This window comes from Demequina aestuarii (assembly GCF_000975095.1).
In the GTDB taxonomy this organism is placed as follows: domain Bacteria; phylum Actinomycetota; class Actinomycetes; order Actinomycetales; family Demequinaceae; genus Demequina; species Demequina aestuarii.
In genome coordinates, this window is record NZ_BBRD01000001.1 from 973,214 (window position 1) to 997,765 (window position 24,552).

Sequence of the window (24,552 nt, forward strand, 5' to 3'; positions counted from 1 at the left end):
CGAGGAATGGCCCCGGTCATGGCGCGCCGAATCCCGCGCTCGCCAAGATCTCTTGGCCCCTCGTTCCGACCACATGCCGCACGTAGCTCGCCGCGAGGTCGCCGTCCCGTGCGCCCGCGAGCGCCGCGATCGGATACGTGTTGACGGCTCCACCAGCGCCGGCGATCGCCACCTCCTCGACGCCCGTGGCGCGCGCGATGTCCGTCGCGTAGACCACCCCGGCATCGGCGTGACCGGAGGCCACTTTGTTCAGCACGTCCGTCACGGAGCTCTCCTCGGACGAGGGCATCAGCTGCATACCCTGGGCCGCGGCGAGCTCGGACGTCGCGGTTCCGCATGGCACCTGTGGAGCGCAGATCACGCTGCTGACGCCCCCATGAGCGAGGTCGGCAAGGCTCGTGACGTGTGCCGGGTTGCCGGTGGGCACGGCGATGGTCAAGGTGTTGGTGGCGAAGGGGACGGGGGTGGCGTCGAGTTCGTCCGCGATCGCCTCCATCGGGGCGAGGTGCGCGGATGCGAAGACATCCGCTGGCGCGCCCTCCGCGATCTGCGCTGCGAGGTCGGTGGAGCCTCCGTAGACCGTCGTGACCTCGACATCAGGGTGCGCGGTCTCGAAGTCCTCCTCGATTCTGGCGAACACGTCGGTGAGCGACGCCGCTGCGTAGACCGTCAGCGTGTGAGCAGGCTCAGCGGGCGCGCCGCACGCCCCGATTCCGGTGGCGACGAGCGCACCCACGGCCGCCGCCGATGCACGCCTCACCTAGCCGCCGATCGCGCTCATCGGGCGGTCCGGCTGGAGGAACGCGGGGTCGTCGATGTCGTGTCCGGGCTGCTTGAGACGCAGGCAGGCGGCGATGGCGCCCGCGAGGGTCGCGTCGTTCGCGCCGTCCCGCAGCAGGGTGCGAAGGTCCGACTCCTTGCGCGCGAACAGACACGCACGCAGCTGACCGTCCGCGGTGAGCCGCACGCGGTCGCACGTGCCGCAGAACGGTCGCGTCACGGAGGCGATCACGCCGACCGACGCGGGTCCGCCGTCGATGTCCCATACCTGAGCGGGGGCGGCTCCGCGGCCGGCCCGCTCGGTGAGCGTCCAGTGAGCGGACAGCGCCTCGAGGATCTCTTCGCCCGTGACCATCTCGGCACGGTCCCAGGTGTGCCCGGCGTCGAGGGGCATCTGCTCGATGAACCGCATCTGGTATCCGTGATCGACGCAGAACTGCGTGAGGTCCACGATCTCGTCATCGTTCACGCCGCGCATCGCGACGGCATTGATCTTGACGGGGGACAGCCCGGCGACGTCCGCCGCCGCGATCCCCGCGAGCGTATCGGTGAGCCTGTCGCGGCGCGTGAGCTCGAGGAACCTCTCGCGACGCAGCGTGTCGAGCGAGATGTTGACGCGTGCGAGCCCCACGTCCCGCAGGGGAGCGGCGAGGGCGGGCAGGCGCAGAGCGTTGGTCGTGAGGGAGATCTCGGGGTGTCCCGAGGGTCCCTCGAGGTGGGACAGGCGGTCCACCACGTCCACCACATCGGGGCGCAGCAGCGGCTCGCCACCCGTGAGCCGGATCTCCTCGACTCCCATCCCGACGGCCACGCGCGCCACCCGCACCAGCTCGTCGGTGGTGAGCATCGTGTCGCTCTTCAGCCACGGCACACCCTCGGCTGGCATGCAGTACGTGCAACGGAGCGAACAGCGATCGGTGAGGCTGATCCGCAGATCGCGGTGCACACGACCGAACCGGTCGGTGAGATCGGGGTTCGCGAGCGCGGTGTCGCTCGCGCGGGGGCGACGGGCGTCGTTCATTGGATCCCCACCCACGTGTGCGACCCGTCGGCGAGGATCTCTCGCTTCCATACCGGCAGCTCCGCCTTGACTCGCTCGACGAGCGCTCGGCACGTATCGAAGGCATCGGCCCGATGCGGGCTCGCGGCGGCAGCGATGATGGCGGCCTCGCCCACGGCGAGCAGGCCGATGCGGTGGGAGACCGCGACGGTGGTGTCGCCGGAGCAGCTCTCTCGCGCGAGTCGGGCGAGCACGGCTGGAGCGTCGGGATGGGCCGAGTACTCGAGGTGCGTGACCTCGCCGTCCACGCTGGGGTCGTGGTCGCGCACCTGTCCGATGAATGCGGCGATCGCGCCATGGGAGGCACCGGTCACTGCGGCGACGTGAGCGTCGACGCTCAGCGCCTCCGCCGAGACGCGAGCGAGAGCGACCCCCATCAGTGGTCGCCGCCGTCGAGCTGCGACAGCAGGTGGGCGAGCAAGGGAAGCAGGGTGTCGATGCCCTCGCGTGCCCCGGCCTCGGAGCCTGGGAGGTTCACGATGAGCGCGGGGCCGTGTCCGGCGCTGACTCCTGCGACCCCACGGCTGAGCGCGGCGGTCGGCGTGGTGCGCGCGCCCGTCGAGCGCAACAGTTCGGGGATGCCCGGCAGGTCGCGGGCAAGGAAGGGCCTGGTCGCCTCGGGGGTGACGTCGCGAGGATGCACGCCCGTGCCGCCCGCGGTGAGGATCAGGCGCGCTCCGGAGGCCAGCGCCTGCTCGATCGCGGTGGTGACGGAGTCCAGCCCGTCGGCCACCACCCACGCCTCCACGGCGGCGCCTGCCGCATGGAGGGCATCGGCGACGGCGGGGCCGGCCGTGTCCTCGGCCTGCCCGGCCGAGCGCCTGTCGGAGACGGTGATGACCGCTGCGGCGGCACCCGTCAGCGCGGGTGTCTCGCGTGCACCAGTCATGGTCCCGACCCTTCCTGATCGCTGTCACGTCAGTGTAGGCAGGCGCGGGTTTCCGGCGCGTTGCGAAGGTCGCTCAGCGCTGGGGGCGCGATCGTGAACGCGTGAACCGCGCGAGTCGGACCGGATCTACTGACGCTCGTCGTCCTCGATCTCGTGGTGGAGTTCGTCGTAGAGCATCGAGTGCACGCGCTCGACCCGGGGAATGTCGTCGAACTCGAGCGGGTCGTCGGAGGCTGACTCGATGACGAGGGTCCCGGTCCGGAACAGGCGGTCGATGACGCCGTGGCGGAACTGCACGGTGTTGATGCGCGCCAACGGGATGTCGATTCCGGACCGCGTGAAGACCCCGGTGCGGAACAGCACGCGCCGGTCCGTGATGACGAAGTGCGTCGTGAACCAGCGCACGTACGGTGCGACCACGAGCCATGCCATCAGGATCAGCCAGACCACGATCAGGGCGATTTCGAGCACGGTGGCGAGCGTCGCGTCGAGGTCCTGAGCGCCGAGCCAGGCGTACAGCGCGATGCTGGCCGCCGTGAGGACCAGTGCCCACAGCGTGGGCGCGACGAGCGCCTTCCAGTGCCGGTGCCGGTGCAGCAGGAGTCGTTCCTCAGGCGCGAGCAGGCGTTCCGGATATCCCATGGTCGGACTCTAGCGGCACCCGTCTGTCGACACGCGGTTGATCGGGGTGAGAAACGTCCCTGCAACCATCGGAGGTTACCGTGGGGTCATGACCGACGACGTTGCCTCGACTCCCTGGACCGGATACGCGCCGTCTGCGGCGTGGGACGAGGCGATGGATGTCGACGGGCGCATCCGCGAACCGTACGCGCGCGTCTACGCCGAGATCGACCGCATGTCCGGCGACGACCTGGTGTCGCGAGCCGAGGCGCTCGCCAATACGTACCTCGCGCAGGGCGTCACGTTCGACCATGCTGGCGAGGAGCGGCCGTTCCCGCTGGACATCGTGCCACGCGTCATCGGCGGCGACGAGTGGGACATCATCTCGCCCGGAGTGTCCCAGCGAGTGAAGGCGCTGGAGGCCTTCCTCGCGGACGTCTACGGATCCCAGCACTGCGTCACCGACGGCATCGTCCCGAGACGCCTCATCGCGACGTCGCCGCACTTCTACCGGAAGGTGGCGGGCGTCGAGCCCGCCAACGGCGTGCGGGTGCACGTCTCCGGCATCGACCTCGTGCGCGACCAGCACGGCATCTGGCGCGTGCTCGAGGACAACGTGCGCGTGCCGTCCGGAGTCAGCTACGTGCTGTCCAACCGTCGCGCGATGTCACAGATGTTCCCCGAGATGTTCGGCGCGATGGGCATCCGGCCGGTGCTGGAGTACTCGCGCCGACTGCGAGCGTCGCTCGCCAAGTCCGCCCCCGAGGGCGTCGACGACCCCACGATCGTGGTGCTGACGCCGGGTGTGTACAACTCGGCGTACTACGAGCACTCGCTGCTGGCGCGAACCATGGGCGTCGAGCTCGTCGAGGGCCGCGACCTCGAGACCACCAACGGCCGCGTCTATATGCGCACCACGGCGGGCCGCCGCCGCGTCGACGTCATCTACCGACGGGTCGACGACGACTACCTCGACCCCGTCGCATTCCGCTCCGACAGTGCTCTCGGCGCGCCAGGGCTGGTGACCGCGGCACGATTGGGCAACGTCACCATCGCGAATGCGATCGGCAACGGCGTCGCCGACGACAAGCTGATGTACACCTACATGCCGGATCTGATCCGGTACTACCTGGGCGAGGAGCCGATCCTCCCCAACGTGGACACCTGGCGCCTCGAGGAGGCCGATGCGCGCGAAGAAGTGCTCGACAGGCTCGACGAGCTCGTGGTCAAGCCCGTCGACGGGGCCGGCGGCAAGGGAGTCACCATCGGCCCGCGCGCCTCGAAGGACGAGCTCGCGCAGGTGCGTGATCAGATTCTGCGCGACCCCCGCGGCTGGATCGCGCAGCCGGTCGTGCAGCTATCCACGGTGCCCACGCTGACGGATGACGGGCTGGAGCCGCGCCACGTCGACCTGCGTCCGTTCGCCATCAACGACGGCGAGGACGTGTGGGTCCTCCCTGGCGGCCTGACGAGGGTCGCGCTCGCACGCGGGCAGCTCATCGTGAACTCCTCTCAGGGCGGCGGGTCCAAGGACACCTGGGTGCTGGGCGGCGTCCGACACCGAGGCTCGTCGCAGGCACCGCCGGAGTCCCGGATCGAACTGAGCGGAATGACCTCCGTGCCGCAGGCCGCGCACCCCGAGGACAACATCGCCGGGCAGCAGGCGCAGCAGCAACAGCAGCAGCGGACCCAAGGGAGCGAGCCATGCTGAGCCGCATCGCCGAGTCACTGTTCTGGATCGGTCGCTACGTCGAGCGCGCGGACAACACCGCCCGGCTGCTCGACGTGCACCTCAACGTGCTGCTCGAGGACCCCTGGGTCGACGAGCCGAGCGCCAACGCGTCGATTCTGTCCGTGATGAACATCCCGCATGAGGACCAGGTGAACCGCGACGACGTGCTGCGCAAGCTCGCGTTCGACGTCGGCAGCTCCGCCTCGATCGCCGGCACCCTCACGGCTGCGCGCGAGAACGCCCGTCGCGCTCGCGAGGTGATCAGCACCGAGGTGTGGGAGGCGCTCAATACCACCCGCATGGGCCTGCCGCGGTGGACCAGGGCGTCCCGGCCCCACGAGTACTTCGTCTGGGTGCGCGAGCGGGCAGCGATCGTGTGGGGACTGTCGTCGGCGACCACGTCGCGTGACGACGCGTGGCACTTCATGGAGCTGGGACGATCCCTGGAACGCGCGGACATGATCGCCCGCCTGCTCATGACCCGCAACCTCGAGGGCACCACCGGGCCCAACTGGACCACGCTGCTGCGCACGTGCTCGGCCCATGAGGCCTACCTCCGTACGGTGCGTGCGCTCGTGACCGAGGAGCGCGCCGCCGAGTTCCTGCTGATCGACCGGCTGTTCCCGCGCTCGATCGCGTACAACCTCGATCGAGCGGAGACGATTCTCACCGAGATCGAAGGCTCGGAATCCAACCGTGTGCTCGCGGGCCGGGCACGCCTCGCGCTCGGCCGTGCACGCACCAACCTCGAGTACAGCCCCGTCCGCGACATCCTCGACGACCTCGTGCCTCAGATGCATGAGGTCCAGCGGGCATGCTCGACGGCCTCGGACCTGATTCGGGATCGCTACTTCCTGCCGGCCGCGACGGTCGCCTGGAACCAGGAGGCGCTGTGACCCAGCTGAAGATCGAGCACCGCACTCACTTCCGATACGGCAAGGACGTGCCGTCCTCGTACAACGAGGCGCGTCTCACCCCCGCCTGGCTGCCGCGTCAGCGCGTGCTGGAGTCCAAGGTCGAGATCTCTCCGGTGTCGTGGAGGACGACGTATCGGGATTACTGGGAGTGCGACGTCACTGCCTTCGAGGTCCTGCAGCCGCATCGGACGCTCACCGTGCTCGGGTCCTCGCTGGTCGAGATCGTGCCGCAGCCGGTCCGCGCGGAGCGCGCGGACTGGGACACGCTGCACGGGCCGAGGTTCCAGGACCTGTTGTGCGAGTACCTCGACCACTCGGCGATGACGGAGCCGCCACGAGAGCTCGCCGACTTCGCGAGCGAGGCCGCGGGCACGATGACGCCCGACGACACGGCGCGCGCGATCTGCCAGTTCCTCTACGACGAGATCCAGTACGTCCCGGGCGCGACGAATGTCCACACGGCCGCATCGGACGCATGGAACGCGCGCTCCGGCGTCTGCCAAGACCTGGCCCAGCTCGCCGCTGGGGCGCTCCGCAGCGTGGGGATCCCTGCGCGCTACGTCTCCGGGTACCTGCACCCGAAGAGGGACGCGGAGATCGGCGAGACGGTCAACGGCGAGTCCCACGCGTGGATCGAGTGGTGGACGGGGGAGTGGACGGGCTTCGACCCCACGAACGACCGCGAGGTGGGCGACCATCACGTGATCGTGGGCCGGGCGCGCGAGTACTCGGACATCCCGCCGCTCACCGGCGTGGTGGCGGGCAGCACCGAGCACCTGGATGTGACGGTCTCCGTGACCCAGGTGTCCTGACGGGCCGGCGACCGCCGGGAAGGAGCCTCCGTAGTCGCCGATAGAATCGCCGGGTGACTGCTGCGAGCCCTGAGACCGACGAGAACCGTTACGACTTCCGCGCGATCGAAGAGCGCTGGCTGCCCGAGTGGCGCCGCACTCAGCCGTTCCGTGCGGCAGGGCCGGACGACGAGCGCCCCACCAAGTACGTGCTGGACATGTTCCCGTACCCCTCGGGCGACCTGCACATGGGTCACGCCGAGGCGTACGCGCTGGGCGATGTGATCGCGCGCTACTGGACTCAGCGCGGCTTCAACGTGCTCCACCCCATCGGTTGGGACTCGTTCGGCCTGCCGGCCGAGAACGCCGCGATCACCCGCGGACTGGACCCCCGCGGCTGGACCGAGGACAACATCGCGCAGCAGCGCACGTCGATGGAGCGGTACGCGTGCTCGTTCGACTGGGACCGGGTGCTCGCGACGCACCGGCCCGACTACTACCGGTGGAACCAGTGGCTCTTCACCCGCCTGCACGAGCGCGGCCTGGCCTATCGCAAGCACAGCAACGTCAACTGGTGCCCCAAGGACCAGACAGTGCTCGCGAACGAGCAGGTCGTGGGCGGCCTGTGCGAGCGGTGCGACACCCCCGTCACCAAGAAGAAGCTCAACCAGTGGTACTTCAAGGTCACGGACTACGCTGACCGCCTGCTCGACGACCTCGACACCCTGCAGGACACGTGGCCGTCCAAGGTCATCGCCATGCAGCGCAACTGGATCGGGCGCTCGACGGGTGCCGACGTCGCGTTCCGCATCGAGGGCCGCGACGAGCCGATCGACATCTACACCACGCGCCCGGACACTCTCTTTGGCGCGACCTTCATGGTGGTGGCCGTGGACTCCGACCTCGGGGCCGAGATCGCGCAGCGGGCCGATGCCGGCGTCCAGCAGCAGTTCGACGCGTACCTCGAGCAGGTGCGCGGGTCGAGCGAGATCGACCGGCTGAGCACCGAGCGGCCCAAGTCTGGCGTCTTCCTCGACGCGTACGCCATCAACCCGGTCAACGGCGAGCGGCTTCCGATCTGGGCTTCCGACTACGTGCTCGCCGACTACGGTCACGGCGCGATCATGGCGGTGCCCGCGCACGATCAGCGCGACCTCGACTTCGCGCGCGCCATGGACCTGCCCGTGCGTGCGGTGCTGGACTGCCGGGACGAGGACGGAGAGGCGCTGCCGGACCCGGCCGAATCTGGCGTCGCCACGACAGGCGACGGCACTCTCATCAACTCGGGTGACCTGGACGGCATGGACAAGGTGCAGGCGATCGCCGCCATCACGGCGCGGCTGGATGCCGACGGCCGGGGCCGTGCGTCGACCAACTATCGGCTCCGCGACTGGCTGATCTCGCGCCAGCGCTATTGGGGCACACCCATCCCGATCGTGCACTGCGAGGCCTGTGGCGAAGTCGCGGTGCCGGATGACCAGCTGCCGGTCGAGCTCCCGCCGACCGAGGGCCTGGACCTCACGCCCAAGGGCACGTCGCCGCTGGGCGCCGCCACTGACTGGGTCACCACCACGTGCCCCCGGTGCGACGGCCCGGCCACGCGCGACACCGACACCATGGACACCTTCGTGGACTCGTCCTGGTACTTCCTGCGCTTCCTGTCGCCCGGCAAGACCGACGGTCCGTTCGATTCCTCCGAGGCCGCCCGGTGGGCACCCGTGGACCAGTACGTGGGCGGCGTCACCCACGCGATCCTTCACCTCCTGTACGCGCGCTTCTTCACCAAGGCCCTTCACGACATGGGGATGGTCGACTTCGAGGAGCCCTTCAGCGCACTGCTCAATCAGGGCATGGTGCAGATGGACGGCTCGGCGATGTCCAAGAGCCGTGGCAACCTGGTGCGCCTGAGCGATCAGCTCGACGAGTTCGGCGTCGACGCGATCCGCCTGACCATGGCGTTCGCCGGTCCTCCGGAGGACGACATCGACTGGGCGGATGTCTCGCCCGCCGGCAGCGCGAAGTTCCTTGCGCGAGCGTGGCGCCTGGCGCGGGACGTCGAGTCCACCCCGGATGCGGATGCGTCCACTGGCGACGTCGCGCTGCGCGCCGTGACTCACCGCACGCTTCACGACTGCGCCTCGCTGGTCGAGGGCTTCCGCTTCAACGTGGTCGTCGCACGCATCATGGAGCTGGTGAACGCCACGCGCAAGGCGATCGACTCGGGGCCCGGCGCCGCCGATCCCGCGGTGCGCGAGGCTGCGGAGGCCGTGGCGATCCTGCTCAGCCTGTTCGCGCCGTACTGCTCGGAGGACATGTGGGCGATGCTGGGCCGCGACAACGTGGCCCGCGCCGGATGGCCCGCGGTCGACGAGTCGCTGCTGGTGGAGGACACCGTGACGTGCGTGGTGCAGGTCAAGGGCAAGGTGCGGGACCGACTCGAGGTCGCGCCGGACATCAGCGACGGCGACCTGGAGGCTGCGGCCATGGCGTCGCCCGCGATCCAGCGCGCGCTCGATGGTGCCGCGATCCGCACCGTGATCGTGCGCGCGCCCAAGCTCGTCAACATCGTCCCCGTCTAGCGGATCGTCTCAAGCATGCTGGCGTCGCGGTCGCTACGCTGACCCTCATGTCAGGAGCCGTCGCCGTCATCACCGACTCGGCCGCGTCGCTCCCGTCGGCCTTGGCGCGCACGTGGGGCATCGGCGTCGTGCCGCTCCAGGTGACGATCGATGGTGAGGCGCACGACGAGGGCGAGAAGATGGGCGCCGACCACGTCATCGAGGCGCTGATCGCCGGGCGTGAGGCGAGCACGTCGCAGCCGTCCATCGCGGCCTTCGAGAGGGCCTTCGCCCGCGCCGCCGAGGAGGGCGCCACTCACATCGTGGCGGTGCTCATCTCCGCGAAGATGTCGGGCACGGTCAACGGGGCGCGGGCCGCCGCCGCGGCGGCTGATGTGCCGGTCACGGTGGTCGACTCGGGAACGTTGGCGATGGCGACCGGATTCGCCGCCGTTGCCGCCGCCGCGCTTGCTCGCGAAGGTGCGAGCCCCGGTGAGGTGGTGTCGGAGGCCGAACGCGTCGCTCGCTCGTCGCGGTGCGTCTTCACCGTCGACACGCTCGACTTCCTCCGGCGCGGCGGACGGGTCTCGCCGGCGGTCGCCGCCGTCGGGCGCGTCCTCAGCGTGAGGCCCGTTCTCGAACTGGTCGATGGCGAGGTGGCGGTGGTCGAGCGCGTCCGCAGTACGCACCGAGCGCGCGCCGCGGTCCTCGAACGCGCGGAGGCCGCGATGGCGGAGATGGCGAGGCCCGCATCGGCCGTCATGATGCTGGGTGACGCATCGTACGGAGACGAGGCCGCTCGCGACCTGGAGGAGCGGCACCCGGACCTGCGGCTGTTGGTGCGCACCCCGGTGAGCGCGGTGCTCGCCGTTCACACGGGACCCGGCACCTTCGCAGTGGTCGCGGCGGACCTCCCGGCCCGCGTGCGCTGACGCGGGAAGAGTCCGGCCCGCCCCTCGCCCCGTCCACAGGCGTTGCCTGACCGACCGTGCCCACCGCGGGTTCAGTCGCGCGGAGCGGGCGCCGACACCCCCGGCGTACGGTGCTCGCGTGCCCACGCCTCCCCGTTCCACCGGCCCCATGGACGACCGCGACGCTCTGTCTCGTCCGCCAGGGTCCGACGTGCCGGCTCGCTGGGCCGACAGCGCATCGCGGGCCGCGTCCCGGGCGTACGCCGCCGCGTACGGGCGCGAGATCGTCGACGATGCGACCCGCGCGCGGTGGCGCCTCGAACCACGGGTCGCGGTGACCGCCGCCGTCGCTCTCCTGCTCCTGGCGCTGGGCTCGTGGTGGGTCGCGCGCGCGGAGCCCGCGCTCCCGGCACACGTGCAGTCCTCGGCGGCCGCCTCGGCCACCGCCTCGGCCGTGCCCGGCCATGCTCCCCGTGTCTCGCCCGACCCGATGACGACGGCAGCCGTGGTGCACGTCAGCGGCGCCGTCGGCGACCCGGGCCTCGTCACGCTCAGCGCCGATGCGCGGGTGGCGGACGCCATCGACCTCGCCGGGGGTGCGTCGCCCAGCGCGGACCTCGGAGCAGTGAACCTCGCGCGCCGTCCCCACGACGGCGAGCACATCCACGTGCCGGAGGTCGGAGAGTCCGCCGCGCTGGACGGCCAGTCCGGTCAGGCGGGACCGGTCGACCTCAATTCGGCGTCGGCCCAGCAGCTCGAGGAGCTTCCAGGCATCGGGCCGGTGATCGCTGCACGCATCGTGGCGGACCGGGAGGCGAATGGTCCGTTCGACTCCCTCGAGGACCTGACGCGGGTGAGCGGCGTCGGCGATGCTCTCGTCGCAGGTCTGGTCGACTCCGCGGTCGCGTGAGCACGGTTCACGACGCCCGGTTGGTGCCAGCCGCAGGCGCGGCGTGGGCATCGGCGCTGATCGCCACCGCTGCGGGCCGTGTGCCGGTTTGGGTCGTGGTGCTCCTCCTATGCCTGAGTGGCGGCGGCGGTGCGGTCGCGATGCTTCGGGGGTCGCGGGCGATGGCCGCGTGCGCCCTCGTCTGTGTGGTCGCCGGCGCAGTGGCGTGGGTGGCGACCACTCAGGCCGACCAGGACGCCACGTCCGGCGACGCTCTCGTATCGGCTGGTGACACGGAGGCATGGATCAGGGTCAGCGGCCAGGCCACGCCCCTCGCCGGGTGGGATGGTGGTGAGCGGCACCGGGTCGCCGCCACCGTGACCGCGTGGCGACCGCAGTGCCGAGAGCCGCCCTCATGCGCACCATGGACGGCGTTCGATGCCCCGGTGATGGTCTCGCTGGACGCACCGCCACGGCGCGGAGAGACGCTGCGTCTCGAGGCACGCTGGGTTGCGTCCGACCGTGGCCCGGCGACGGCGGTCGCGTGGGATGCCCGCGTGGTAGAGGTCGGCCCGCCATCGCTGCTCGTGGAGTGGCGCGCGCACTTCGAGCGTGCGACGGCGGGGCTCGAGCCTGAGGCGCGCGGACTCGTGCGCGGCATGGTGGTGGGCGACACGTCGAGCATGCCGCCCTCCCAGGTGCGGGACATGCGGGTCTCGGGGCTTGCGCACCTCACGGCGGTGTCGGGAGCCCACTTCGCGATCCTCATCATGGCGAGCGGTGGGGCCATGGCGGCGATGCGGATGCCGCGTGCGTTGCGCGCGGCGGTGATCCTGGCGGTGGCCTGCACGTTCGCCGCTCTCGTGGGGGCGGAGTCGTCCGTGCTGCGAGCTCTCGGGATGGCGGTGGCGGTCGCTCTCGCCACCATTTGGGGTCGGCCGGCGCGCGGACTCGCCGCCCTCGCGGCCACCGTCACGGTGCTGCTGATGGTGGAGCCGGTGCTCTCGCGCTCGCTCGGGTTCGCGATGTCGGTGCTCGCCGTCGCCGCGATCGTGCTGTGGTCGCCACGGGTCGCGGTGACGCTCGGTCGCGTGGTGACTCCTGGGCTGGCGCGGGTGGCCGCGATCCCGATCGTCGCTCAGGCGGCCGTGACGCCCGTGCTCGTGCTCATGGAGCCGCGCCTCGGGCCCTACGCCGTGATCGCGAACCTTGCGGCCGGCCTCGCCGTGCTGCCGACCATGCTGGCGGGTGCGGTGTCGCTCATGCTCGCGGCACCCATTCCTGCGGCGGCAGCGGCCGTGGCGGAGCTCGCGGGCATGGGCGCATCGACGATTGCACTCATCGCCCGCGCCTGCGCGGGGGCGCCCGGCGCATCGCTGGCGTGGCTGACGGGAGCGTGGGGCGTGGTCGTGGCGACGCTCGTCACCGTGGGGCTCATCGCCGCGACCGTGCTTCATCACCCGAGCAGGCGTGTCACCGCGCTCGTGCTCGTGTGCGCGCTGACGGGGGCGGGGCTGTCCGTCGCGGCGCACGTGGAGCGCCCCGTCATGCAGCACTGGGACATTGCCGCGTGCGACGTCGGACAAGGCGACATGCTTCTGTTGCGGGCGGGGCCGGCGGCGGCGGTCGTGATCGATACCGGACCTCCTGGCGGCGGAGCATCGGACTGTCTCGAGCGCCACGGCGTGGAGCGCATCCCCGTGCTGGTGCTCACGCATCCCCACCAGGACCACGACGGCGCGGTGGTCTCCGTGCTCGGGGCGGCGACGGTGGAGTCAGCGTGGGTCGCGGCTGCGGGCGCCCACGGACCGGCCGCGCAGGCGCTCGCGGGTGCGGGAGTCACCGTCGAGGTGCCGCGCCCCGGACGCCAGGAGCAGACGGGTCGGGTGGCCGTGAGCGTGCTGTCCGAGGCGCATGCGGACCCCAACGAGGAGGGCAACGATGCCAGCGTGGTCATCCACGCGGCGGTGGGGGAGACCACTCTGCTGGCGCTGGGCGACCTGGAGCGCCAGGGTCAGCAGGACCTCGTGACGGTGATGAGGGGTGAGGTGGTGGTCGACGTCGTGAAGGTCGCCCATCACGGATCGGCGGATCAGCTGCCGGCGCTCGCCGCGCGCATCGATGCCCGTGTCGCGGTCGTGACTGTCGGGCTCGGCAACCGTCACGGTCATCCCACTGACGAGGCACTCGCGCTCTACGGAACGGGCACAGAGGCGCTGCTGAGGACCGATCGATGCGGCGATGTGCACATCGGCGCCGTCGACGGCGACCTGGCGTGGTCCCAGTGTCCGACGGACGTGGCACGCTAGTGCCATGCCGCCCCGTACCCGCGCCGCCGAGCCGACGTGGCACCGTGCGCAGCCCGCGCCGCTGGTGCTGGTGAGTGGTCCGGAGTCCCTGCTCGCTGACCGTGCCGTCGAGCGCATCCATCGCGCGATGGGCGCTGGGGTCGCAGTCACGGCCCTCGACGCCGGCGCCTACTCGCGCGGCGCGCTGATCGCGGCCGCGAGCCCCTCGTTGTTCGACGAAACCGGCCTGGTGGTGGTGCGCGGGGCCGAGGCGATGAACGACGAATTCCTGGCCGATGCCCTCGCGTACGCCCAGGCGCCGGACCCAGAGGTGGTCGTGGTGATCCTGCACGGCGGTGGCGTGCGCGGCAAGCGCCTGCTCGACACGCTGCGCAAGGCGGGCGTGCCCGAGTACCTGTGTCCGGCGGTCAAGAAGGACGCCGAACTCGTCGACTTCGTGCGCTCAGAGTTCGAGCGCGAGCGGCGCCCCGTGCAGGCCGCAGTGGCGCGCCGGCTCCTCGACGCCGTGGGCGGCGACGTCGCGGAGCTCGCAGCTGCGTGCCAGCAGTTGATGAACGATGTCGACGGCACCGTCGACGAGGATGCGGTGGCGCGGTACTACGGCTCACGCGTGAACGCGACCGCGTTCGCCGTGGCCGACGCCGCCATCGCCGGTGACGTCCGACAAGCGATCGCGCTGACCCGTCACGCGCTGTCGTCTGGTGTGGACCCCGTGCCGCTGACCGCGGCGCTCGCGGCCAAGCTGCGCACGCTCGCGAAGGTCGGAGCATCGCGAGGTCGCGGGCTTGACCCCACCAAGGACCTCAACATCGCTCCGTGGCAGGTGGACCGGGCGCGACGCGATCTGCGGCGATGGACGGCCGAGACGCTCGGAGAGGCCATCGAACTGGTCGCACAGGCCGACTCGGACATCAAGGGCGGCGGGCGCGCCCCGCACTTCGCGATGGAGCGCGTGGTGAGGCGCGTCGCTCAGCTGGCGGCGGACTGATCCTCGGCCAGGGGCTCGCGGCCCCGGTCCATGATGATGGCCGGCTCGAAGAGGTGGCCCTGGTACAGGTCGAACCCCAGCGCGCGGCACCAGTCGAGGGTGTCGAGGTCCTCGACGCGCTCCGCGATCATGGTGCAGCCGTAGCCGCGCCCCGCGGCTGCCAGCTCGGGCCCCCGTGCGGCAAGGTCTCGCACATCGATCTTCACGTAGTCGGCGTGCTCGAGCAGCGCCCGCTGAGACGTGGTTCCCACGAAGTCGTCGATCGCGACCCGGTAGCCCTCGGCCCGCAGCGTGCGCACGCGGTCACGGAGCGCATCATCCGCGAAGGCTGATTCGACGACCTCGATCACGGCCTGATCGGGAGTGAAGCCGATCCAGTCGCGCTCGATGAGGTAGCTGCGCGTGAAGTTCACGAATGCCTGGTGGTCGATCGGTGGGCGTTCGTCGAGATGGAAGGCCGCCGCGACCACGTGCTCGGTGGCACGATCCTGCTGGCGCGAGTTCCACAGGTCGACGCGCAATCCCACGCGACCGGGGGCGCGGAACAGAAGCTCGTACGCGAAGAGGTCGCGATCGGCCGTGAAGATTCCCTGGCGGCCCAGGAGCACTCGTCGCGACGTACCCGCGTGGCGTCCCGATGCGGGCAGATGCCAGGTTCGAGGAGCGGCCGGGGCGCGGGTCACGGTCGAGACGATATCGGCAGGCATGGCAAGAGCCCCGCACGCCGGTACGGCGAGTCGGGGCTCTTGGCGCAGAAGTCGTTAGAGGGCGGCGACGTTCTTGGCGAGCGAGGACTTGCGGTTCGCTGCCTGGTTCTGGTGGATGACGCCCTTCGAGGCGGCCTTGTCCAACTTGGTGAGAGCGGTCTTGAGAGCCGTCTCGGCTGCGGCCTTGTCGCCAGCGGCGACGGCCTCGCGGACACGACGCACGTGGGTCTTGAGCTCCGAACGCACGGCCACGTTGCGCTGGCGCGACTTCTCGTTCGTGCCGATGCGCTTGATCTTCGACTTGATATTTGCCACGACAGTCCTTCTGCGATGATGGGAAAATTCTGGAATGGAGCGCGAGCGCGCTCACACACGGCTTCCTATGCTACCAGTGATGCAGCGCCGAAAGCGAACGAGCGACCTCGTCGAACATCCGGCGACTCAACATCGCACCCTCGCGCCGTACAGCGAGGGGGTCCACGCGAACGATCCTATCGAGTCGCACGGCCGACGGTCGCCGCTGGGCGTCCCACGGCCCGGCGCCGATGCCGAGCCAGTGCCGCCCCCGCTGCGCCTCCTGCGCCGCGTAACGGTCGTGGTCCTTGCTCGAGAGCTGGAGCCCTAAGAGCCATGGACCGTCCCTTCCGATGAGCAGCACGGGGCGATCCTTCCCGCGGGAGTGGTCCTCCTGGAAGGGCACCCACGTCCACACGATCTCACCGGGGTCGGGCTCACCGTCGCGACGGGCTGCGTAGCGCACCTCGACTCGTCCCGTGTAGTCGCCGGGGTAGGCGCCGCGGGACGTGCGGGTGTCGCGAGGTCGAGAATGTGGCGGTTGGCCGCGTCGGGCGGAGCGCTGGTGTCGCTGCACTGCGGACAGTGCGGCGATGACGGCCACGGCTCCCACGATGATGAGTGGCTCCACGGACGCACTCTAGCCAGCAGCGGTCTGCTCCCGCGAGGGCGCGGCCAGGCTGGTGTCGATCTGGTCGGCAGGAACGGGGTGATTGAACAGGAAGCCCTGGCCGAGTCGCCACCCATGACGCAGCGCCTGTCGGTACTGGGCCTCCGTCTCGATTCCTTCGATCACTCCGTACATGTCCAGGCTGTTGACCAAGGTGGCGACGGCGGTCGAGATGCGGTCCCCGGTGGATCCGTCGCCCAGTCGAAGCGTGAACTCGCGTGCCAGCTTGAGGCCCGCGACCGGGTTCTGCAGCACCGAGGACAAGGCCGAGTACCCGGTGCCGAAGTCGTCGATGATGAGGTCGATCCCCATGTCGCTCAACGCCACCAGGTCCGCGTGCGCGGCCTGGGTGGCGAGCAGCATTCCCGACTCGGTGATCTCGAGCCCGATCCGCGACGGGTCGACGCCGGTCGACTGGAGCGCGGCGCGCACCACCCGGGTGAGGTCTGCCGCACCGATCTGGCGGGTCGACACGTTCACGAGCACGCGGCCCGTGTACTCGGGCCGCTCGGCGATGAACCGGCAGGCCTCGTGCAGCACGAAGGCACCCAGCGGCACGACCAGGTCCGCGTCCTCGCAGACGTCGATGAAGTGCTGGGGCAGGAGGAGCCCGCGAGTGGGGTGGTTCCAGCGCACCAGCGCCTCGAGCGCGACGGTCGTTCGGGATGCCAGGTCCACGATGGGCTGATAGTGCACCACCAGCTCACCCTCACGGATCGCGGAGCGCAGCTCGGCCTCGATCGACAGCCTGACCAGGGCGCTCTCGCGCAGGCGCTCGGTGAACACCTCTCTGCGGTTGCGGCCCCTCGCCTTGGCGTGGGACATCGCGGTGTCGGCATTGCGCATCAGCGATTCGGCCGATACTCCCGGCTGGGCGAGCGCGAGGCCGGCGCTCACGGTCGGCACCACCTCGTGGCCCTCGACGACGAACGGCGACTGGACCGCAGTGCAGACCGTGGCGAGCAGGTCCTCCGCGACGTCCTGGTGCGCGATGTCATCGAGCACGACGACGAACTCGTCGCCGCCGAGCCGTGCCACGGTGTCGCCTGCCCGGACCGCGTGCTGAATGCGGCGGGCGAGCTCGACGAGAAGGGCATCGCCGGCCTCGTGGCCGAGTGAGTCGTTGATGAGCTTGAAGTGATCGATGTCCAGGAACAAGCATGCGACGGTCGTCTCGCGATTGCGGTGGGCGTCGATCGACACGGAGAGACGGTCCAGGACGAGAGCGCGGTTCGCGAGTCCGGTGAGGGGATCGTGGAGGGTTCTGCGCGACAGCAGATCCTTGGCCTTGCGCACCTCGGTGACGTCCTCGATCTGGGCCACGTACTGCGCGTCGCCGGCGTGGTCCACGACCTTCGACACCGTCGAGCGAGTCCACACCACGTCGCCGGAATGGTGCAGCAGCCGCTTCTGCACCTGGTACGAACGCTGTTCGCCCGCGACGAGCTTGTGCACGAGCTCGCGCTCACGGCCCACGTCGTCCGGGTGCGTGAGAGATTCGGCCTGCCGTCCCTGCAGCCCGTCGCCGTCATGACCGAACATGTGCGTGAACGCACGGTTGACGGAGACGACCTTCCCCTCGGCGTCGGCGATGAGCATGCCGATGGGCGAGTCGTGGAAGGTCTGGTGAAACAGAACATCGTGGTGCGCCATCCCGTGCCCCCTTGTGTCACGGTCGTGACGGGGGACAAATCCCACCGTCACCAGGCTTTATCGGCATGAATGCCCGTCGCATGAGCGTGGGCACAGTCGTGGGAGGATAGGTGTTCCGCATCACTCGACCCGAGGAAACGCCACGACTGTGACCACCGATCCCCGCATCGTGCCTGCCGCGACCGCGCCGGAGCTCCTTCGGAACTTCTGCATCATCGCGCACATCGACCACGGCAAGTCGACGCTTGCCGACCGCATGCTCGGCATCACGGGCGTGCTCGAGGAGCGTCTGCAGAAGGCGCAGTACCTCGACCGCATGGACATCGAGCGCGAGCGCGGCATCACCATCAAGTCGCAGGCGGTGCGCATGCCGTGGCATGTGGAGGGCAGCCCTTTCGCGCTCAACATGATCGACACCCCCGGGCACGTCGACTTCACGTACGAGGTGTCTCGCTCGCTCGCGGCGTGCGAGGGTGCAGTGCTGCTGGTCGACGCGGCGCAGGGAATCGAGGCGCAGACCCTCGCCAACCTGTACCTGGCGATGGAGAACGATCTCACCATCATCCCGGTGCTGAACAAGATCGACCTGCCCTCGGCTGAACCCGATCGCTACGCGGCCGAGCTCGCCCAGTTGATCGGCTGCGACGTCGACGACGTCCTGCGCGTGAGCGGCAAGACCGGCGAAGGAGTGCCCGAGCTGCTCGACCGCGTGGTGCGCGACATTCCGCACCCCGTCGGCGACGCGAACGCGCCCACCCGGGCCATGATCTTCGACTCTGTCTACGACTCCTACCGCGGCGTCGTCACGTATGTGCGGGTGGTCGACGGCGACCTCAAGCCACGCGAGAAGATCGCGATGATGTCGACTCTCGCCACTCACGACCTGCTCGAGATCGGCGTGATCTCCCCCGAGCCCACCCCGACGAAGGGGCTCGGCGTCGGCGAGGTCGGCTATCTGATCACCGGCGTGAAGGACGTCCGCCTGTCCAAGGTGGGCGACACAGTGACGCGTGCCAAGGGCCGCGCCGAGACGTCCCTGGGCGGCTACCGGGATCCCAAGCCGATGGTCTACTCGGGCCTGTTCCCTCTCGACGGCTCGGACTTCCCGGTGCTGCGCGACGCGCTCGACAAACTGCAGCTCAACGACGCGGCGCTGGTGTACGAGCCCGAGAGCTCTGTCGCGCTGGGATTCGGCTTCCGCTGCGGCTACCTCGGGCTTCTCCACCTCGAGATCGTGCGGGACCGCCTCGAGCGCGAATTCAACCTCGACCTGATCTCGACCGCCCCCAACGTGGTCTACACGGTCAGGATGGAGGACGGCAAGGAGATCACGGTCACCAACCCGTCCGAGTTCCCCGGCGGCAAGATCGCCGAGGTGAGAGAGCCTGTGGTGAAGGCCACGATCCTGGTGCCGAGCGAGTTCATCGGGTCCGTTATGGAGCTGTGCCAGGAGCGCCGCGGCCAGATGGGCACCATGAACTACATCAGCGAGACCCGCGTGGAGATGCACTACACGCTGCCGCTCGCGGAGATCGTGTTCGACTTCTTCGACCAGCTCAAGTCTCGCACCAAGGGCTACGCGAGCCTCGACTATGAGCCCGACGGCGAGGCGGCCTCCGACCTCGTCAAGGTCGACATCCTGCTGCAGGGCGAGCAGGTCGATGCGTTCAGTGCGATCGTGCACAAGGACGCGGCCTACGCGTACGGCGTGTCGATGGTGGGCAAGCTCAAGGATCTCATCGATCGCCAGCAGTACGAGGTGCCCATCCAGGCGGCCATCGGCGCGCGGATCATCGCACGGGAGACCATCCGCGCCATCCGCAAGGACGTGCTCGCCAAGTGCTACGGCGGCGACATCTCCCGCAAGCGCAAGCTGCTCGAGAAGCAGAAGGCCGGAAAGAAGCGCATGAAGAACATCGGGTCGGTCGAGGTCCCGCCCGAGGCGTTCATCGCCGCGCTGTCCACCTCTGACGACAGCGCCGCCAAGGGCAAGAAGAAGTAGTCGTGGGCGACGCCCCGTCCGCCCCGTTCACGCCGCCGCGCGAGGGCGTCGGGCGCGACTTCGGCGTGTATATTCACGTGCCGTTCTGCGCGGTGCGGTGCGGCTATTGCGACTTCAACACGTACGCGCCAGGGGAGAGCGAGTTCTCCTCACGGGACGATTACGTGGGTGCGGCGCTCGCCGAGATGGCCCACGCACGCCACGCGATGGCGGGCGATGAGCGCCCCGCACGCACCGTCTTCGTGGGCGGCGGCACCCCGACCATGCTCGACGCGCAGGCGCTGGCCGCGCTGCTCGACGGAGTGCGACAGACGTGGGGGCTGTCCGCGGACGCGGAGGTCACGACAGAAGCCAACCCGGACTCGGTGACGCGCGAGTCATTGGCGGCACTCGCATCGGCCGGCTTCACGCGGGTGTCGTTCGGGATGCAGTCAGCGGTGCCGCACGTCCTGGCGACGCTGGACCGTACCCACCGGCCGGAGAACGTCGAGCGTGCCGTGACGTGGGCCAAGGAGGCCGGTCTCGCGACGAGCCTCGACCTCATCTACGGCACCCCTGGCGAGTCGATCGCGGACTGGCACGCGAGCCTCGACGCCGCGATCGCGCTCGAGCCCGACCACGTCAGCGCCTATGCGCTCGTGATCGAACCCGGCACCCGGATGGGCACGCAGCTGCGCCGGGGTGAGATCCACGCGGTGGACCTCGATACCCAGGCGGACATGTACGAGGCGGCCGATGCGCGCCTGGCCCAGGCCGGATACGGCTGGTACGAGGTCTCCAACTGGTCACGGACGCCGGCCGATGCGTGCCGCCACAACATTGCGTACTGGACCAGTCAGGACTGGTGGGGGATCGGGCCGGGGGCCCACAGCTACCTTGGCCCCCGCATCGGCCCGGCGGGCGCCGAGGCGCCCGCCGAGCGCTGGTGGAACGTCAAGCTCCCGCGCGTGTACGCCCAGCGTCTGCACGCAGGACAAAGCCCCGAGGCCGAGCGCGAGCCGCTCAGCCCCGCGGATCTCGCTCTCGAGTCGGTGATGCTCAGGGTGAGACTCGCGCAGGGAATGCCCATCGGGGATCTCCCCGAGCCGCGCGCTCAGGCCGTCGCCGCTCTCGTCGCTGATGGGCTGCTCGACGGCAGGGCCGCCATCGCCGGCACTCTGCTGCTGACCCTGCGGGGCCGGCTGCTTGCCGATGCCGCGGTGCGCGCGCTCACCTGAGCGCACGCACTGCAGATCAGGGTCAGCGGATGAAGCGGATGGTGAAGCCGATCGGGTAGTACTCGCCGGCATTCGCCTTGACGCCCGCGATGATCGAGATGACCAGCGCGTAGACCCCGTAGGCGAAGAGTGCGGGCAGCGTGATGAGGAATGCGACTCCGAACGTCACCAGCCCGATCACGATGGCCGAGACGCCGACCACGAGCAGCGTGAGCTGCAGGTTCAGGTTCTGCTTGCCGTGGTAATCCACGAGCGCGCTGCGCTCGCGATACAGCAGCCACACCACGAGGGGCGCGACGAACGCGAGGGTGCCAGCGCTGAGGACGATCGCGGCGGCGGCGATGATGTGGACCAGCATCGCCCAGGTGCGAGCCTCTGACTCGAGCATCGGGACGACGGTGGGTGCGAAGGGCTGCGGAGAGTAGCCGGCGGGAGGCTGCCCGTAGGGGTCGGGCGCGCTGGGCGGTGTGGGGGTGCTGGGGGGTGTGTTCTCGCTCATGTGACCAGCGTGGCAGAGACGACGAGGGCCCGTCATCGGTCTGGCGACCGATGACGGGCCCTGAATTCCGTCGGGGTAGACCCCTGAGGACTACTTCACGATCGGGAGCGTGAACGGGTACTTGTACGGCTTCCCGCTGTTCGCGGCCATGGCGCCCTGGATGCCGAACACCAGCGCGGCGATGATCGCGGCGATCCAGATGAGCCATCCGATGAACGGGATGACCGAGATGATGTACGCGATCGAGATGAGGATGCCGAAGTTCAGCGCCTTCTTGCCCTCCTCGTCGGCGAACGGGCTCTGGTCCTTGCCGATGAGCCAGAAGATCAGCGGACCGAGGAAGCCGGTGAAGACCGTCGCGTGAGCGAGCGTGGCCATCGTGTACGGGTTCTGGCCCTGCGGCTGTCCGCCGGTGGCGGGCTGCTCGGGGGGCGGGGGAGTCGTGCTGTCAGTCATGCGTGTCTCACCACTTTGATCTCGTAGGGGTACGTCGCTGGATGCCCTCGACGCACGGAGCGGAATGCCTGGAGGCACAGCGCGACCGCGACGATGAGGATCACCAACTGGGCCAATGTACCGAGAAACCCCACCAAAGGCACGAGTTCCCTGACGAGCGTGGCGACCACGAACCCTGCAAGTACCAGGAAGCCGAAATCTGTCGCAGTGGCGGCTTCACGCGCGGCCCACGGGTCGCTCTTGCGCTTCGAGAGGTAGACCATCCACGGCACGAGCGGCCCCGCCATCGCCCCGAGGTGTGCGACGCTCGCGAGGGTGATGTCGCGGCCGGCTGTCACGTCGTCGTCTGCGGGCTCCCTCATGGGCCCACGCTACCGCCCCGCGGTCCGCGTTAGAATTAGCACTCGAACCATTCGAGTGCCAACACGAACGGGTCCCCAGGGGAGGTGTCGTCAGTGAGCGAGGAACGCAGGCGCGCCGTGCTGCACGCCATCGTCGAGGGCTATGTGTCCACCTCCGAGCCCGTGGGCTCGAGGGCGCTGGCGGCGTCGTCCGTGCTCGGTGTGTCCTCGGCGACGATCCGCAACGACATGGCCGCGCTCGAGGAGGACGGGCTCATCGCCCAGCCTCACACGAGCGCAGGACGCATCCCCACCGACGCCGGCTACCGCTCGTTCGTCGACCACCTCGCCGCATCGGCGCTGCAGGACCCGCACAAGCGGGCCATCCAGACGTTCCTGTCCGACGCCGTCGACCTCAACGACGTCGTGGAGCGGTCGGTCCGCCTGCTGAGCCAGCTCACGCGTCAGGTGGCCGTGGTGCAGTACCCCAGTCTGCGCGAATCCGCGGTTCGCAGGGTCGAGTTGGTGAGAATGGGCACGGATCGCGCACTGGTGGTCGTGGTCTCGGCCGACGCCAGGGTCGAGCAGTCCACCATCTCGCTTGGCGGCGAGACTCCTGACGAGGAGTTCGAGCGCGTGGCTCGCGAGATCAACGAGGGCTCCGTGGGGCATACCCCGGCGGCGCTCCAGCGGTCGCTCGACGGCTGGGTCGCCCGCCCGTCGCAGGTCGCATGGGCGCGCGCGGTCGCCGACGCGGTGGTCACCGCGGCGCGCGGCGGCACCGTGGAGCGCGTGGTCTTCGCGGGCGCGGCTAACCTGGCACGTGCGGGCGCAGGCTTCGAGTCGGACGCGATCGGCTCGGTGCTCGACGCGCTCGAGGAACAAGTAGTGCTGCTCCGGCTGTTGCACGAGATGGCCGCTGACGGCCAAGACATCGCCGTGCGCATCGGCGCCGAGACCAAGAACGAGGCGTTGGCACGCACGTCGATCGTCGCCGCGGGCTACGGACCGGGCGGGGACGCAACGTCTCTGCTCGGTGCGCTTGGCCCCACCCGAATGGACTACCCAGGGACGATGGCCGCCGTGCGAGCCGTCGCCCGTTACCTCTCAAGAGTCGTGGAGAACGAGTGAAGGACTACTACGCCACCCTGGGCGTCTCGCGAGACGCCTCCGAGGCAGACATCAAGAAGGCCTACCGCAAACTCGCGCGCGAGCACCACCCCGATGTGGCGGGCCCCGATGCGGGCGACCACTTCAAGAACGTGGCGGCCGCGTACGAGGTCCTCGGCAATGCGGACAAGCGCGCGCAGTACGACCGCGGCGTCGACCCTCGCTCCGCCTCGGGCAGCCAGGGCGGCCCGCAGGGCTACGGGTTCGAGGACATCTTCGAGCAGTTCTTCGGCGGCTCCGGCGGACCGTTCGGGGGAGCGCAGCAGCGTGGCCCGGCGTCACGCACGCAGCGCGGCGGGGACACCTTGGTGCAGACCACCGTCACCCTCGAGGAGGCCGTGTTCGGTGTCACGCGCGAGGTGCAGGTCGACCTCGCCGACAAGTGCGAGACGTGCCAGGGTACGTGCTGCGCACCGGGAACCTCGCCCGAGACCTGCCGGCAGTGCAACGGCGCGGGCATGATCCAGCGCACCGCGCGGTCGCTGCTCGGACCCGTCATGACGACGTCGCCGTGCCCCGGCTGCGGCGGCTACGGCACGATCATTCGTCAGCCCTGCGCGGACTGCTCCGGCCAAGGGCGCACGCACTCTCGTCACACCATCTCCGTCGACATCCCGGCGGGCGTCGAGACCGGCACCCGGATCCGCCTTCCGAACCGCGGCGACGCGGGCACGGGTGGCGGCTCCAAGGGCGACCTGTACATCGAGATCCGCGAGAAGCAGCACCCCACCTTCGAGCGGCGCGGCGACGACCTTCACTGCACCGTCGAGGTGCCGATGACCGCTGCGGCGCTCGGCGCCACCATGGGCGTCGACACCTTCGATGGCGAGCAGCAGATCGACGTCAGGCCGGGCACGCATGCAGGCTCGACCGTGCGGCTGCGTGGCCTCGGCGTCGGCCGCCTTCAGCGCGGCAGCCGGGGAGACCTGTTCGTGCACCTCGACATCCAGACGCCAGAGGACCTGGACGACGAGCAGCGCGAGCTGATGCGTCGCCTCGCCGAACTGCGCGGCGAGGAGATGCCGGAGGCCACGCTCGCCCCGATCGGCGGCGGCGTGTTCTCACGGCTGCGCGACGCGTTCAAGCCTCGCTGACGCC

The 24,552-nt window shown here is 69.8% G+C and carries 24 protein-coding genes; 12 read left to right on the forward strand and 12 right to left on the reverse strand.

Annotated features, from left to right (window positions below):
* Positions 1-16: 16 nt before the first annotated feature.
* The 5 genes from modA to AOP72_RS04590 form a co-directional block, all read right to left on the reverse strand.
* Positions 17-760, reverse strand: a complete 744-nt coding sequence (modA, locus tag AOP72_RS04570; RefSeq protein WP_062133012.1) for a molybdate ABC transporter substrate-binding protein — start codon at positions 758-760, stop codon at positions 17-19.
* Complete coding sequence (gene moaA / locus AOP72_RS04575; RefSeq protein WP_062133016.1) at positions 761-1,801, reverse strand: GTP 3',8-cyclase MoaA; 1,041 nt, start codon at positions 1,799-1,801, stop codon at positions 761-763.
* Positions 1,798-2,217, reverse strand: coding sequence for a molybdenum cofactor biosynthesis protein MoaE (locus AOP72_RS04580; protein WP_062133019.1), 420 nt, complete (start codon positions 2,215-2,217; stop codon positions 1,798-1,800). The genes moaA and AOP72_RS04580 overlap by 4 nt, the downstream gene beginning before the upstream one ends.
* Complete coding sequence (locus AOP72_RS04585) at positions 2,217-2,729, reverse strand: MogA/MoaB family molybdenum cofactor biosynthesis protein (protein WP_062133022.1); 513 nt, start codon at positions 2,727-2,729, stop codon at positions 2,217-2,219. The genes AOP72_RS04580 and AOP72_RS04585 overlap by 1 nt, the downstream gene beginning before the upstream one ends.
* 126 nt (positions 2,730-2,855) lie before the next feature.
* Positions 2,856-3,371, reverse strand: coding sequence for a PH domain-containing protein (locus AOP72_RS04590; protein WP_062133024.1), 516 nt, complete (start codon positions 3,369-3,371; stop codon positions 2,856-2,858).
* An 88-nt stretch (positions 3,372-3,459) separates the two neighbouring features.
* Here AOP72_RS04590 and AOP72_RS04595 point away from each other — a divergent pair, with 88 nt between their 5' ends.
* From AOP72_RS04595 to holA, 8 genes are all read left to right on the forward strand, one after another.
* Positions 3,460-5,061 (forward strand): circularly permuted type 2 ATP-grasp protein, encoded by a 1,602-nt coding sequence (locus AOP72_RS04595; protein ID WP_062133027.1) that lies wholly within the window; start codon positions 3,460-3,462, stop codon positions 5,059-5,061.
* Positions 5,055-5,978 (forward strand): alpha-E domain-containing protein, encoded by a 924-nt coding sequence (locus AOP72_RS04600; RefSeq protein ID WP_062133031.1) that lies wholly within the window; start codon positions 5,055-5,057, stop codon positions 5,976-5,978. Before AOP72_RS04595 ends, AOP72_RS04600 begins: the two co-directional genes overlap by 7 nt.
* A complete protein-coding gene (locus tag AOP72_RS04605) occupies positions 5,975-6,811 on the forward strand; it encodes a transglutaminase family protein (RefSeq protein WP_062133033.1) in 837 nt (278 codons plus the stop codon). Before AOP72_RS04600 ends, AOP72_RS04605 begins: the two co-directional genes overlap by 4 nt.
* 53 nt (positions 6,812-6,864) lie before the next feature.
* Positions 6,865-9,369 (forward strand): leucine--tRNA ligase, encoded by a 2,505-nt coding sequence (gene leuS / locus AOP72_RS04610; RefSeq protein ID WP_062133038.1) that lies wholly within the window; start codon positions 6,865-6,867, stop codon positions 9,367-9,369.
* Between the two features lie 47 nt (positions 9,370-9,416).
* Positions 9,417-10,280: a DegV family protein gene (locus tag AOP72_RS04615; RefSeq protein ID WP_062133041.1), complete on the forward strand. Its 864-nt coding sequence runs from the start codon at positions 9,417-9,419 to the stop codon at positions 10,278-10,280.
* Between the two features lie 118 nt (positions 10,281-10,398).
* Entirely contained in the window at positions 10,399-11,169 is a 771-nt protein-coding gene (locus tag AOP72_RS04620; RefSeq protein WP_238581607.1) for a ComEA family DNA-binding protein, read from the forward strand.
* Positions 11,166-13,457: a ComEC/Rec2 family competence protein gene (locus tag AOP72_RS04625; protein WP_062133046.1), complete on the forward strand. Its 2,292-nt coding sequence runs from the start codon at positions 11,166-11,168 to the stop codon at positions 13,455-13,457. Before AOP72_RS04620 ends, AOP72_RS04625 begins: the two co-directional genes overlap by 4 nt.
* 4 nt (positions 13,458-13,461) lie before the next feature.
* The gene (gene holA / locus AOP72_RS04630; RefSeq protein ID WP_062133049.1) at positions 13,462-14,445 is read left to right on the forward strand and encodes a DNA polymerase III subunit delta; all 984 of its coding nucleotides are present in this window, start codon (positions 13,462-13,464) and stop codon (positions 14,443-14,445) included.
* Here holA and AOP72_RS04635 read toward each other — a convergent pair.
* The 4 genes from AOP72_RS04635 to AOP72_RS04650 all read right to left on the reverse strand — a co-directional run bounded on the left by AOP72_RS04635 (position 14,427) and on the right by AOP72_RS04650 (position 17,769).
* On the reverse strand, positions 14,427-15,128 hold the full coding sequence (locus AOP72_RS04635) for an EAL domain-containing protein (protein WP_193746354.1): 702 nt from the start codon (positions 15,126-15,128) through the stop codon (positions 14,427-14,429). The two genes, holA and AOP72_RS04635, sit on opposite strands and share 19 nt — an antisense overlap.
* A 78-nt stretch (positions 15,129-15,206) precedes the next feature.
* Positions 15,207-15,467, reverse strand: coding sequence for a 30S ribosomal protein S20 (gene rpsT / locus AOP72_RS04640; protein WP_062133055.1), 261 nt, complete (start codon positions 15,465-15,467; stop codon positions 15,207-15,209).
* A 70-nt stretch (positions 15,468-15,537) separates the two neighbouring features.
* Positions 15,538-16,077: a type II toxin-antitoxin system PemK/MazF family toxin gene (locus AOP72_RS04645; protein WP_062133064.1), complete on the reverse strand. Its 540-nt coding sequence runs from the start codon at positions 16,075-16,077 to the stop codon at positions 15,538-15,540.
* Between the two features lie 9 nt (positions 16,078-16,086).
* A complete protein-coding gene (locus AOP72_RS04650; RefSeq protein ID WP_062133067.1) occupies positions 16,087-17,769 on the reverse strand; it encodes a sensor domain-containing protein in 1,683 nt (560 codons plus the stop codon).
* A gap of 148 nt (positions 17,770-17,917) precedes the next feature.
* Here AOP72_RS04650 and lepA point away from each other — a divergent pair, with 148 nt between their 5' ends.
* Both lepA and hemW read left to right on the forward strand, forming a co-directional pair.
* Positions 17,918-19,771 (forward strand): translation elongation factor 4, encoded by a 1,854-nt coding sequence (lepA, locus tag AOP72_RS04655; RefSeq protein ID WP_062133070.1) that lies wholly within the window; start codon positions 17,918-17,920, stop codon positions 19,769-19,771.
* 2 nt (positions 19,772-19,773) lie between these two features.
* Complete coding sequence (gene hemW, locus AOP72_RS04660) at positions 19,774-20,988, forward strand: radical SAM family heme chaperone HemW (RefSeq protein WP_062133072.1); 1,215 nt, start codon at positions 19,774-19,776, stop codon at positions 20,986-20,988.
* Positions 20,989-21,010: 22 nt separating this feature from the next.
* Here hemW and AOP72_RS04665 read toward each other — a convergent pair whose 3' ends face one another.
* The 3 genes from AOP72_RS04665 to AOP72_RS04675 all read right to left on the reverse strand — a co-directional run bounded on the left by AOP72_RS04665 (position 21,011) and on the right by AOP72_RS04675 (position 22,305).
* Positions 21,011-21,487 carry a DUF4870 domain-containing protein gene (locus AOP72_RS04665; RefSeq protein ID WP_062133086.1) on the reverse strand — a complete coding sequence of 159 codons (477 nt, stop codon included), beginning with the start codon at positions 21,485-21,487 and terminating at the stop codon, positions 21,011-21,013.
* 90 nt (positions 21,488-21,577) lie between these two features.
* Positions 21,578-21,943 (reverse strand): DUF4870 domain-containing protein, encoded by a 366-nt coding sequence (locus AOP72_RS04670; RefSeq protein ID WP_062133089.1) that lies wholly within the window; start codon positions 21,941-21,943, stop codon positions 21,578-21,580.
* Positions 21,940-22,305: a magnetosome magnetite crystal formation protein family gene (locus AOP72_RS04675; protein WP_062133092.1), complete on the reverse strand. Its 366-nt coding sequence runs from the start codon at positions 22,303-22,305 to the stop codon at positions 21,940-21,942. Before AOP72_RS04675 ends, AOP72_RS04670 begins: the two co-directional genes overlap by 4 nt.
* 93 nt (positions 22,306-22,398) lie before the next feature.
* Here AOP72_RS04675 and hrcA point away from each other — a divergent pair, with 93 nt between their 5' ends.
* Both hrcA and dnaJ read left to right on the forward strand, forming a co-directional pair.
* Positions 22,399-23,415, forward strand: a complete 1,017-nt coding sequence (gene hrcA, locus AOP72_RS04680; protein WP_062136851.1) for a heat-inducible transcriptional repressor HrcA — start codon at positions 22,399-22,401, stop codon at positions 23,413-23,415.
* Positions 23,412-24,548, forward strand: a complete 1,137-nt coding sequence (gene dnaJ / locus AOP72_RS04685; RefSeq protein WP_062133095.1) for a molecular chaperone DnaJ — start codon at positions 23,412-23,414, stop codon at positions 24,546-24,548. The genes hrcA and dnaJ overlap by 4 nt, the downstream gene beginning before the upstream one ends.
* Positions 24,549-24,552 lie beyond the last annotated feature (4 nt).

Coding starts and splice junctions, on each gene's coding strand:
- AOP72_RS04595 (WP_062133027.1), top strand. CDS start 3,460: ATGACCGACGACGTTGCCTCGACTCCCTGGACCGGATACGCGCCGTCT.
- moaA (WP_062133016.1), bottom strand. CDS start 1,801: ATGAACGACGCCCGTCGCCCCCGCGCGAGCGACACCGCGCTCGCGAAC.
- AOP72_RS04580 (WP_062133019.1), bottom strand. CDS start 2,217: ATGGGGGTCGCTCTCGCTCGCGTCTCGGCGGAGGCGCTGAGCGTCGAC.
- AOP72_RS04590 (WP_062133024.1), bottom strand. CDS start 3,371: ATGGGATATCCGGAACGCCTGCTCGCGCCTGAGGAACGACTCCTGCTG.
- AOP72_RS04665 (WP_062133086.1), bottom strand. CDS start 21,487: ATGAGCGAGAACACACCCCCCAGCACCCCCACACCGCCCAGCGCGCCC.
- holA (WP_062133049.1), top strand. CDS start 13,462: ATGCCGCCCCGTACCCGCGCCGCCGAGCCGACGTGGCACCGTGCGCAG.
- AOP72_RS04675 (WP_062133092.1), bottom strand. CDS start 22,305: ATGAGGGAGCCCGCAGACGACGACGTGACAGCCGGCCGCGACATCACC.
- AOP72_RS04650 (WP_062133067.1), bottom strand. CDS start 17,769: ATGGCGCACCACGATGTTCTGTTTCACCAGACCTTCCACGACTCGCCC.
- AOP72_RS04585 (WP_062133022.1), bottom strand. CDS start 2,729: ATGACTGGTGCACGCGAGACACCCGCGCTGACGGGTGCCGCCGCAGCG.
- AOP72_RS04615 (WP_062133041.1), top strand. CDS start 9,417: ATGTCAGGAGCCGTCGCCGTCATCACCGACTCGGCCGCGTCGCTCCCG.
- AOP72_RS04670 (WP_062133089.1), bottom strand. CDS start 21,943: ATGACTGACAGCACGACTCCCCCGCCCCCCGAGCAGCCCGCCACCGGC.
- AOP72_RS04600 (WP_062133031.1), top strand. CDS start 5,055: ATGCTGAGCCGCATCGCCGAGTCACTGTTCTGGATCGGTCGCTACGTC.